Source organism: Dyadobacter ginsengisoli DSM 21015 (genome assembly GCF_059568735.1).
In genome coordinates, this window is record NZ_JCANTY010000007.1 from 65,013 (window position 1) to 76,602 (window position 11,590).

The 11,590-nt window shown below is 50.0% G+C and carries 11 protein-coding genes; 5 read left to right on the forward strand and 6 right to left on the reverse strand.

The annotated features are described in order from the left end of the window. Positions 1 to 30 precede the first annotated feature (30 nt). The 4 genes from BP71_RS25095 to BP71_RS25110 form a co-directional block, all read right to left on the reverse strand. Positions 31 to 693, reverse strand: coding sequence for a pseudouridine synthase (locus BP71_RS25095; protein WP_496384329.1), 663 nt, complete (start codon positions 691 to 693; stop codon positions 31 to 33). Positions 694 to 701: 8 nt separating this feature from the next. Then, entirely contained in the window at positions 702 to 956 is a 255-nt protein-coding gene (locus BP71_RS25100) for an endonuclease domain-containing protein (protein ID WP_496384330.1), read from the reverse strand. Next, positions 874 to 1,065 (reverse strand): endonuclease domain-containing protein, encoded by a 192-nt coding sequence (locus tag BP71_RS25105; protein WP_496384331.1) that lies wholly within the window; start codon positions 1,063 to 1,065, stop codon positions 874 to 876. Before BP71_RS25105 ends, BP71_RS25100 begins: the two co-directional genes overlap by 83 nt. Before the next feature lie 85 nt (positions 1,066 to 1,150). Further along, positions 1,151 to 2,230 (reverse strand): DUF3500 domain-containing protein, encoded by a 1,080-nt coding sequence (locus BP71_RS25110; protein WP_496384332.1) that lies wholly within the window; start codon positions 2,228 to 2,230, stop codon positions 1,151 to 1,153. 147 nt (positions 2,231 to 2,377) lie between these two features. Here BP71_RS25110 and BP71_RS25115 point away from each other — a divergent pair, with 147 nt between their 5' ends. From BP71_RS25115 to BP71_RS25135, 5 genes are all read left to right on the forward strand, one after another. Beyond that, on the forward strand, positions 2,378 to 3,724 hold the full coding sequence (locus BP71_RS25115) for a deoxyguanosinetriphosphate triphosphohydrolase (protein WP_496384333.1): 1,347 nt from the start codon (positions 2,378 to 2,380) through the stop codon (positions 3,722 to 3,724). A gap of 113 nt (positions 3,725 to 3,837) precedes the next feature. After that, positions 3,838 to 4,959, forward strand: a complete 1,122-nt coding sequence (locus tag BP71_RS25120; RefSeq protein ID WP_496384334.1) for an FIST signal transduction protein — start codon at positions 3,838 to 3,840, stop codon at positions 4,957 to 4,959. Between the two features lie 5 nt (positions 4,960 to 4,964). Next, positions 4,965 to 6,293 carry a sensor histidine kinase gene (locus BP71_RS25125; RefSeq protein ID WP_496384335.1) on the forward strand — a complete coding sequence of 443 codons (1,329 nt, stop codon included), beginning with the start codon at positions 4,965 to 4,967 and terminating at the stop codon, positions 6,291 to 6,293. A gap of 70 nt (positions 6,294 to 6,363) precedes the next feature. Beyond that, on the forward strand, positions 6,364 to 6,771 hold the full coding sequence (locus BP71_RS25130) for a response regulator (RefSeq protein ID WP_496384336.1): 408 nt from the start codon (positions 6,364 to 6,366) through the stop codon (positions 6,769 to 6,771). A 30-nt stretch (positions 6,772 to 6,801) separates the two neighbouring features. Continuing rightward, positions 6,802 to 8,805, forward strand: coding sequence for a PAS domain-containing hybrid sensor histidine kinase/response regulator (locus BP71_RS25135; protein ID WP_496384337.1), 2,004 nt, complete (start codon positions 6,802 to 6,804; stop codon positions 8,803 to 8,805). Here BP71_RS25135 and BP71_RS25140 read toward each other — a convergent pair. After that, a complete protein-coding gene (locus BP71_RS25140; protein WP_496384338.1) occupies positions 8,798 to 11,011 on the reverse strand; it encodes a xanthine dehydrogenase family protein molybdopterin-binding subunit in 2,214 nt (737 codons plus the stop codon). The genes BP71_RS25135 and BP71_RS25140 overlap by 8 nt on opposite strands. After that, entirely contained in the window at positions 11,008 to 11,484 is a 477-nt protein-coding gene (locus tag BP71_RS25145; protein ID WP_496384339.1) for a (2Fe-2S)-binding protein, read from the reverse strand. Before BP71_RS25145 ends, BP71_RS25140 begins: the two co-directional genes overlap by 4 nt. Positions 11,485 to 11,590: the final 106 nt, after the last annotated feature.

Genomic DNA, 11,590 nt, shown 5'->3' on the forward strand with positions numbered 1-11,590 from the left:
GCGTGATAAAACTAATCCTGCGAATAATTACTATGCCGGATTTTCGACAGACGGCTGCATTCCCAAACAATCGGATGAAATCACGGACTTCCAGTTCTGTATTTTCAACAATCTGAAAAACTCTCCTTCTTCGATTTCGCGGACTTCGCCGGGGGGGAGATCACCCAGCTCCAGATCCTCGATACTGGCGCGGATAAGCCGTCTGCAGCGATGATTTGCCTCCCGGACCATTTTTCGGACCTGGTGGTATTTCCCTTCTGTGAGGGTAATGCTGAGCCAGGTGTTGGGAACATCAGGCCGGATTTCGTTTCTATGTCCGGATAAAATTGAAGGCCGATCGATGACCTCAACCTCGCATGGGGCCGTCGTGTAATAACCGCCCCCTTTTATACGGATAGGAATGCCGTTGCGCAGCAGATCGAGCGTCTCCACCGGGACGATATGCCCCACATTCACCCAGTATCTTCGCTTGTGAGGCACTTCGCCCAGAAACAGGAGATTGGTTACTTTCTTATTGGTAGTCAGGATCAGCAATCCTTCTGAATGGCTGTCGAGCCTGCCCACGGCATGCGTTCCTTCCGGAAAGTCAAAATCCAGGGCTCCCAGCAACCGTACGTCATCGGAGCTCACGAATTGTGAGACCATATTGGTCGGTTTATTGATAATGAAATAGCGGTGCGGTGTCGGAGTCATGTGCAAATCTACGGCCTTGTCAGGATATGTTGCCGGATCGTCTCGATTACTTTGTCCAATTCGAAGAGAATCTCATTATTGCTAAATCTGATCACTTTGATATTATGCTGGTTGATCAACGCAGAACGGAATTGATCATACTCCGCCTGCTCCAAAAGATCGTGAATTGAACCGTCCACTTCAATCACCAGTCGTAAACTCGTAGCAGTAAAAATCCACGATAAAATGATACAGAGGGTGTTGCCTCCTGAACTTAACTCCAAGTTGTTTACTACAAAGTTTTTCCCACAGTATTTTCTCTGCTTCGGTCTGATTTTTCCTTAAATATCTGGCTCTCTGGAAGAGTATAGGCGCCGTTCCTTCATGCATCATGTTACTAGTGTGGTTTTTCCCCTGCCCCGGAAGTGGTGGTGAACGTGGCTTCTCATTTTAAAGTCCCGCCTGCAAAAAGGAGGATTTAGGGGGCGTGCCCTTTCTCATAATGCGCCTGCAAGAGATCTTCGCCGAAATCACTGGTCAGGTCGCGTACGACGGAATGGATATGATTTCCGCCATTCTGGGTATTGTCGAATTCGATCAGGAAGGTCGGGCCGTGGATACGGTAATAATGCCCGTGACCCGTCCCGATTTCGGGTTGCTGATCGCCGAGCCACGCAAAATGAATTTTGTCCAGACCATTTTTTTCCAGCTCTGCCCATTGCTGGTTTTTGAGTGTGACATGGTAGCGCTGCAGGTAGGCCATGATCAGATTCTTAAACTTCGTTTTTTGCAACGCATTCAAATCTCCCATTGATATACCCTCCATTTTTGAAAGAGAGGCCTTCCTGGAATTGGAAGTAAATATCTCATTGGGCGCCTTTTCTCCCAGATTCGCTTTCGCCAACTGTGTCGCATCCAGGCTGTGCAACAGCTCAAACGCCATATCCTGCTCGGCTTTCAGAATGCGCTTACCCTTCTGGGGAACATCCGCCATGACCTGCCCCGGGTTACTGCCCATAAAGCTTGGTGTGTAAGTGACCTGGTTATCAACCGAAGAAAAATGCAATGATAAATGATGTCCTTCCACCCGCCATCCCCATGGGTCATTGCCCGGCGTGCCGAAAACCAGGAATGCATAATTTTCGGGATCGCGATAGGTGTCGTTGGCCGGCCGCGTTTCCACCACGCGAAGCACATTTTCCAGGTCGATGATCTGTTCCGCCTTGCTGTACCCTTCCTGGCTCAGCACCAGTTTAATCATCGCCATGGCGGCTTTGCGCTGCCCTTCATTCATATTCTTGAATGTCAACCCTTTCCTGGCGCGCGGCGTGAAATTCCAGTCGAAACGTGCGAGGTCAGCATATGGGAGCACCACCTCTTTTTTTTGATCTGCCGACAGGGTTTTCAGAAAGGCAGATACCACCACGTTCATTTGCCTGGCCAGTTCTTCATTTCTGTCTTGCAAAAAATCATGGGATAATGGCTTCCCAGATGCGGAAAAACCGCCAGAGACGGCCACACCCGCTAAAAAACACGCACTTAGGATTGTCTTTTTCATAAAGCTCCCATTTAGGATTCACACCATTGTTTCTCGTCAAAACAAAAGGGCGTCATCCCCCGGATTCTACCTGAAATCCCGATTCGCCCCGGCACGACACGCAATATCCCCGAAAGCGATTAGTTTTGCCCTTTATTTAATATCGATATGATGCAGTGGGAAAAATTGCTTTCCGCCAAGCGCTGGGGAAGCGAAGACAAGTACAATGCCGATCCGGCCGAAGCACGGTCTGAGTTTCAACGTGATTACGACCGTTTGATCTTTTCATCACCTTTCCGGCGACTTCAGAACAAAACACAGGTCTTCCCCCTCCCTGGCAGTGTTTTTGTACACAACCGGCTCACCCACAGCCTGGAAGTAGCGAGTGTAGGTAAATCCCTGGGGCGCATTTTTTACAACAAACTTAGAAACGACGATCCGCGCATCGATGATCATTTGCCGCTTATCAGCGAGGTCGGCAACATTGTGTCGGCCGCCTGCCTGGCTCACGATCTGGGTAACCCGGCCTTTGGGCATTCGGGAGAAGCGGCCATTTCGCATTATTTTACGGACGGCGATGGCTTGCAATACAGAAATCAGGTGAACGAGGCGCAATGGGCGGACCTCAAAAATTTCGAAGGTAATGCCAATGCCTTTCGCATACTCACGCATCCGTATGCGGGTAAGGGTTACGGGAGCTTTGCATTAACTTATTCCACACTGGCGGCTATCGCCAAATACCCCTGTGAGTCGAAGGCAGGACACGATAAGTCCAATATATATACCAAGAAATACGGTTTCTTCCAGTCCGAACAGAATGGCTTCCAAAAGATTGCTTCGGAGCTGGAAATGAGCACGGTATCCAAATCTCCGCTGGTCTACAAACGCCATCCGCTCGTGTATCTGGTAGAAGCGGCCGACGATATCTGTTACAATATCATCGATCTGGAAGATGCTCACCGCCTGAAAATTTTGTCTTACAGCGAAGTGGAAACGTTGCTGCTCCAACTCTGCAATGACCCTAAAATGTCGGCCAGGCTTACGGAGATCGACGATGATGATGCTAAAATCAGTCTTTTGAGGGCCAAATCCATCAGCACGCTCATCGGGACGTGCTCCGAACTGTTCTACAACGAGCGGGAAACCATTTTGAAGGGAGACCTCAATCACAGTTTGATAGACGGGATCGAAGAACCCTACCGGGCGGCCATGAAAGAGATCGCACGGATCTCGGTGCGGAAAATCTATAACTATGCTTCGGTCGTACAGATAGAAGTCGCCGGCTACAAGGTAATGGGCGGACTTCTGGAAGAATTTATACCTGCTTATCTCAACAATAACTCGCATTACACCCGGAAACTGGTCGACCTGATCCCCAAACAGTTTATCACTACCCGGGCGGACTCCTACTCCAAAATCCAGACCGTGCTGGATTTTGTATCCGGGATGACGGACCTTTATGCCGTAGAACTATTCAGAAAAATCAAGGGTATTTCATTTCCATCTATTTCGTAGCAAAATCGTATTTATCGGAAACACACAGCGTTAGGCGTAAAATTAATTCGTTCATGAAAAGTTTTCTGTAAATTGTACATCGAATTAAAAAAAGCTGCAACGATCCGATCCATATGCAAATCGAACAATTCGTCTACACGGATAGCTCGTCCACATTCCCATTTTCTTTTACGCCGCAGTTAATCTTCGTTTTTGGAGACCGAGAACTGGTAGAAAGCGGGGAGGTGACGGAAGAATTGGCAGCAAAATACCCTGCGGCTGTGTTTTCCGGCTGCTCTACGGCCGGGGAGATCGCCAATGAATCGGTCCGTGATCATACGGTGGTCGTAACCGGTATCTCGTTTGACGATGTTTTAATCAAAAGTTCGAGGATCAGTCTCGACAGTATCGCATTTGACAGCTCTGCGGCGGGCATGCAGCTCGTTTCCATGCTTCCGCCCGAGGGGCTCAAACATGTATTCGTTGTCTCGGATGGCCTGAAAGTAAATGGGACAGACCTCGTTAAAGGGATGACCGAAGGACTATCCGCAGACGTGACCATTACCGGCGGCCTGGCTGGTGACGGTTCTCTTTTCTCCCAGACAGTCATCATCGAACCCGATGGCAAGGTCAGTACGGAAAGCGTGGCAGCCATCGGCTTTTATGGAGACAAACTGTCGGTAGGCTTTGGTTCGCGCGGAGGTTGGGACAGCTTCGGGCTCGACCGCCTGGTTACGCGCTCGAAAGACAATGTATTGTATGAAATCGATGGCGAACCCGCATTGGATCTTTACAAATCGTTTCTTGGCGACAAGGCCAAAGACCTCCCTGCATCCGGCCTGTTGTTCCCGCTCAGCATGCGTGACAATGAGGACCGCGCCCCTGTGGTAAGGACTATCCTGGGAATTAACGAAGCAGAAAAGAGCCTGACGTTCGCGGGGGACATTCCCGAAGGATCATTTGTGAGACTTATGAAAGCGAATAACGACCGTTTAATCACCGGTGCGGAAGAAGCGGCTCAAGAAGCGTCAAAGGCATTGAAAAACAACCCGGAGTTTGCCATCTTGGTAAGCTGTGTCGGGCGAAAACTGGTTCTGAAACAAATGGTGGAAGAAGAAGTGGAATGTGTATCGGAAGTATTGGACGGGCCTGTTATGACGGGCTTCTACTCTTACGGTGAGCTGGCACCATTCAACAAGGATTCTCATTGCGAGCTTCATAACCAGACGATGACCATTACCACATTCAGTGAATAGCACCTATGCAAACCCTTGAACTAACCGAAACGAACTATCACCGACTTTTAAAACGACAGATCAGGAAATCATTACCGCCTGACCTCGCCGAGCATCCCGACATACAAGACTTTCTGCTATCTGTAAACCAAGCCTATACAGAGTTCCAGGACGACCTGACACGCATGGAGCTTATACTGGAACAGAGTTCCGGAGAGCTTTTCAAGGCTAACCGTGAACTGAGCCGCATTGCGCAGGAAAAGACGGAAGAGGCTGCAGTTACCAGCAAAAAACTGGAAGAAGTAGTAGGAAGTATTTCGGAAGTACTGGTGCAGCTGGACCGTGAGGGCTATTTTACTTACCTTAATCAGGCCTGGGAAAGCATTACCGGTTACCCGGTAGCTGCCAGTCTTGGGCAAAGCTTTACAGGTTTCTTCGCAACCCCAGAGTCCCGCGAGGAGCTGGCGGAGTTGCTGTCGTCGGACATCCAGGGGATGGAAGAAACCGTAAAACTGATTACCGCCGACGGTTCAGAAAAATGGCTGGGTATCTCGCTAAGCCCCTATTATGCCAACGGACAGCATATCGGATTCACCGGAACGCTGTCGGACGTTACCGCACGTGTTACGGCCGAAACCAAGTTGAAAGCCTACACGCGTGATCTGGAACGTATCAATGCAGAGCTTGACCAGTTTGCATATGTCGTCAGCCACGACCTGAAAGCACCGCTTCGGGCCATCAATAACCTTTCGGAATGGATTGAGGAAGATATCAGCGATATGCTGGAAGGTGAAACCAAAGATCAGTTCAGGCTCCTGCGGGGGCGCGTGCATCGCATGGAGAACCTGATCAACGGTATTCTCTCCTATTCCCGGGCGGGCAGGATCAAAACAGTGAAAGAGCGGTTTCTGATCAAAAGCCTTACCGATGAAATATGTGAATCATTCAGCACCAAAAAACCACTCATATTTAAAGTGCAGGGAGATGCGGGCGTAGAAATAGTGGCCGAGAAAATCGCATTGACCCAAATCCTCCAAAACCTGATTTCCAACGGGATCAAATACAATGATAAAGCTGAAATTGAAATCACTGTCGGCTGGAAAGATATGGGTTCTCAATTTGAGTTTTCGGTCGGTGATAACGGCCCGGGCATCAGTCCGGAGTTCCATGAACGCATTTTTGTCATTTTCCAGACACTCCAGGCCAGAGACGAATTGGAGAGCACTGGGGTCGGGCTGGCGATCGTAAAGAAAATCCTTGATGAAAAACATAGTACCATCCGCATTGAATCGGCATTGGGAGAGGGCACAACCTTCTTTTTTAACTGGCCGAAAAATGAAGCCAAAGACATCTAGCATGCCCACTAACCCAGTTTACTAATATTCGATATCAATTACCACAATGTCCCTCTCCAACCCTATCCCGATGACCATACTCCTGGTAGAAGATGATGAAGTAGATGTGATGAATGTCAAACGGGCATTCAAGAAAAACAATATTTCAAATCAGCTCGTTGTCGCATCTAACGGCATCGACGCGTTGGCCTTGCTCCGCTCCTCCGAACTGGAATATCCAAGGCCTAAAATAGTGCTGCTGGACCTGAATATGCCTAAAATGGGGGGTATCGAGTTTTTGAAAGAGATTCGCCAGGATCCTGAGCTCAGTTCGCTCTCCGTGTTTGTTATGACCACATCGAATGAAGACAGCGATAAAATCGATGCTTTCAATCTCAATGTAGCCGGCTATATCCTTAAACCATTATCTATGGACCGGTTCATAGCAGCCGTATCAACCCTCAACAGCTACTGGACCCTTTGTGAATACCCGCAATGACATCATTCACCACTATATCCTGACTTGTCTATGCCCCCTTTATCCATCCTGCTTGTTGAAGACGATGAAATCGACGCTATGAAGCTGAGCCGTGCAATCGGCAGAGCGCAGGCAGACATAGGGGAAATCCGTATATGCAAATATGCAGAGGAGGCATTGCAAATGCTGGACTCCTGGACGCCAGGTTGCATATTCCTGGATTACCAGCTGCCTAAAACCAACGGTCTCGAATTGTTAAAAAAAGTCAAGGAAACAGCACCCCACCTGCCTGTTATCGTGCTCACCTCCCACGGCGATGAACGTATCGCTGTGGAAATGATGAAGGCAGGTGCCCTGGACTACTTCCCGAAATCGGAGATCAACTCTGAAAAGCTCACGAAGGCTTTCCACACTATGAGCCAAATGCTCGAAATGGAAAAAGGCCGGGACGAGGCCAAGCATGAGCTTGCGGAGAAGGAAGAGTTCATCAACAAGATCGCACTGCTTTCTCCCAATATCATTTACGTAATAGACATCGAGAAGTGGACGAATATCTTCCACAACCGGCAGATATGGAAAATCCTGGGCTATTCGGAAGATGAAACGATCACCGGCACGAAAAACGGGTTGGCCCGCATCATCAATGACCAGGATCAGCTGTCCTTTCGGCGGCATTACCACCATATGCGCAATCATGTGGAGGATACGGAGGTGATCGAAAAGGAATTCAGGTTGAAACACAAAGACGGCTCCGAAATCTGGATTATCACGCGTGAAGTGCCTTTCAAACGAAATGAGAAGGGGCGCGTGCAGGAAGTACTGGGTACGGCCATCGACATTACAAGTCGAAAAATCGTGGAAAGGGAACTGATCCAGGCCAAAAAAGACGCCGAAGAAGCCACCCGGATCAAATCCGATTTTCTCTCGACGATGAGCCACGAGATCCGGACACCTATGAATGCGATTATCGGGTTTACCGATCTGCTCCTCTCGAGCGGATTTACAGGCCAGGAACAACAGTATCTCAATACCATTAAATACTCTGCCGACAACCTGCTCGTGATTCTGAACGACATCCTGGACTTCTCCAAGATCGAAGCCGGAAAATTCGGGCTGGAAAATTTCGAGTTCGACCTGCGTGAAAAACTGGGCTATCTGATGAAGACCTTCGAGATCAGAGCCCGCGAAAAGTCGCTCGATTTTACTTTTGAATGCGCAAGCGACGTTCCCCAAATCGTTATGGGCGATGCCCACCGGCTCAACCAGATCATGGTAAATCTGATTGGCAATGCCCTTAAATTCACGGAGGAGGGGGGATTCGTAAAGGTTTCGGTACATCTGGAACAGGAACGCGAGGATAGGTTCGATCTCCGGATCGACGTGGCCGACTCCGGTATCGGCATTTCAGAGGACAAGCTGAACATCATATTTGACAGCTTTTCACAAGCCCATAATAATAATGCGACGCGCAATTTCGGCGGAACAGGTTTAGGCCTGAGCATTACCCGAAAGATTACCGAACTGATGAATGGCTCGATATCAGCCAAAAGCAAGCTAGGTGAAGGAACGACATTCAGTGTCATCCTGAATTTCGGCAAGGGGAGCACATCTTATGAGGAAGAAAAGTCCAATGCGCCGGCCAGCCTTTCGCTCAAAGGCTACCGTATCCTGGCTGCTGAGGACATTCTGGCCAATCAGATCCTGCTCAAACACCTGCTCAAAAAATGGGAAGCCCATTTTGTGATCTGCAACAATGGGAAGGAAGTACTGCAAGCCCTGGAAGTCGAAGATTTCGACCTCATTCTCATGGACATTCAAATGCCGGTAATGGATGGCGTCACCGCCATGAAGAAGATACAGAGCTCACTCCCCAGGCATCGTCACGTGCCCGTGATCGCGTTGACCGCCGATACATTTGCTGAAAAAACCCCGGAAATCGCCGCTTGCCATTTCAGCGGATTTGTAACAAAACCATTCAAAGCCGAAGAGCTCATCCGGGTCATCGGCCAACACCTGGCCGTTGGTAATGCCGCAAACCCCATTACCGTTAACTGATTTTCTTCCAGTCGATCTTGTTTGCCGACAAAGGAATTTCCCGCAGACGGCTTCCGGTCGCATGAAAAATAGCATTCGCGATCGCAGCGCCCGTAGGTCCCTGGGCCGCTTCTCCGGCGCCCATAGGTTCCCGTTCCGGCCGGTCGATCAAAAACACTTCGGTGTCCGGCACGTCTTCAAAGCGCAGGATCGGGTAATTATCCCAGGATGTACTGACAATGCCATTCTGATCATAGAGAACCTCCTCCAACATCGTCCAGCTCGCCGCCTGTATCATTCCCCCGGATGTCTGGTTAATAACCCCGGCACTGTTGATTGTCTGCCCGGCATCTATCGCACTGCTCAGCCTGGCGACACGATAACTTCTCCTGGCTGGATTAATAATAATTTCCGCCTTTACAGCACAGTAAGCTGCATTGTTTTTATACTGAGCAAATGCAAAACCTTCTCCCACATGCTTCTTTTTCCGATTTCTCCATCCCCCCTTTTCCACCAATAGTTCGATCACCGCCCGGGCGCGAGGATCTTTCAAATGGGCCAGCCTGAATGCCACCGGATCTTTCCCAGCCCTGAATGCGAGCTCGTCCATAAAAGATTCCAATGCAAAAATGTTAGCATACGCTCCCAGACTCCGCAAAGCTGAAGTCCGTAACGGGCCTTTAAAATCATGCAGGATGATCTTCTTCGATTCAAAATCATACAATGGCACTGAGTTGCGGTGACTACCGCCCGAAAACCCGCCAGTTTTAAAACTGAATGGCTTTTCCAGGTCGCGCGCCGCAATGAGGTGCCCTGCATTACCGCCCGGCCGCGTGCTATGCGTATCCGACCAGATTTCCGTTTTCCACGCACTGATCCGCGCGCTTTTATCGACCCCACCCTTCAGACGCAGGATCATCGCCGAACCATAGGGTTCCCATTGGTGCTCGTCCTCCCGCATCCATTGTACGCGCACCGGCTTACCTAGCGTTTGCATGGCGATCAGCGCGGCATCACCGGCCACATCGTCAGCCCCATTATGGCCATAGCAACCCGAACCAGGGGTGCCAATGATCCGGATCTTGTTTTCTTCCAGCCCCAAAAGGTTGGAGATCGTCTTTCGCAGCGGGTACACGCCCTGGCTATGCGACCATATGGTGAGCTGGCCGTCTTTCCACTCGGCAATCGCGCAGGAAGGGCCGATCGAACCATGCATTTGATACGGTCTTTTGTAAACAGCCTCCATTGTAAAAGACGCGGCCGCAAGACCCTTTTCCACATCTGCTTTCTCTTCCACCGTTTCGCTACCGCTGCTCGTTTTCAAAATATCATCGTAAAGCACGGCAGGCAGCGGCGACAATTCCGGAATGTCCCATTGTGTTTTCTCCCGCAACACCCCCAGTGCCTTAATACATTGAAACTCATCATGCGCTACCACTGCTACAAAGCTTCCGTTTACCACAACCCGACTAACGCCAGGCAGCTTTAAAACCGCCTCTTTCGGGATAGAAATGAGCTTCGCGTTGTACACAGGCGGGCGTAACACCCGCGCATGCACCATACCCGGGAATCGCAAATCCTGCACATAGTAAGGTTTGGCAACCGCCATTTGTGAGATATCGGCTCGGGGTATTGCTTTACCAATCAGTTTATATTCTGAAGGCTTTTTCAATGGGGCATTGCCTGAAACCTCTGCTTCGAGTTGCTTACCGGCAACAAGTTTATGGTAGGAAATGGATTTCGCCCCGGCGATGACCAATCCGTTCACCACCGTAAGCTTGGTCGTGTCTGTGCCAAGCTTATCCCCGGCCAGCTTCAGGAGATACCGCCGCGCTTCCGCAGCCGCCTGCCTGATCGCATCTCCGCTCCCCTCGATCGACCCGCTGCCTGCCGTGTAGCGCTCATCCTGAGTCTGCGCCGTGTCGGCGATGATAATGCGAACCTTATCCATCGGCACATCCAGCTCTTCCGCAGCCATCTGCATCAATGCCGTACGGATGCCTTGCCCCAGTTCCATCTTGCCGGTAATGACTGTAAGCATTCCCTCCGAGTCAAATTGCAGCCAGGAATCGATTGTCCGGCCGTTACCGGCAACAGAATGCGGATTTGAAGGACCATCAGCCAAAACGGGTTCCAGCATTGGAAGCATTTGAAACCCGATTACCAGACTTCCGGAATGTTTGATGAAATCCCGGCGATTGGTCATGAAGTAGTTCGTTCTTTTCATTTGGCTTCACTCATTTTAACAGCCGCTTTTTTGACCGCACGGATGATACTTGTATGCGTCCCACACCGGCACAGTACCCGATTGAGCGCTGCGCGTATTTCAGCATCAGAAGGTTTAGGATTCTCCGTCAAAAGTGCCTTTGCCGACATGATCATGCCATTCATGCAATAACCGCATTGTGCAGCCTGCTCCTCGATGAATGCCTCTTGCACGATATCCGGTTTATCAGCCTGGGATAAACCGTCTAACGTCGTCACCTCGTAGACCGCGGCCGCAGCACCCGGGATCACGCACGAGGGCATCGCTTTTCCATCCAGTAACACCATACAGCTCCCGCACCGCTCGATGCCACAGCCGTATTTGGGTCCGTTAAGTTGGAGGCTATTTCTGAGCAGGTAGAGCAACGGCATTTCCGGATCTGCCTGAACCCGATGCCGTTTTCCATTAACCTTGATATCGATGATTTCAGCCATGGCATTTGTGTCCGGTTGGTGGTGTACAGACTATTAAAACCAAGCCAGCGGGAAAGTCTAATGGCGCTGCACAAATAAACTTACTACCTGATGTACAACACATTGA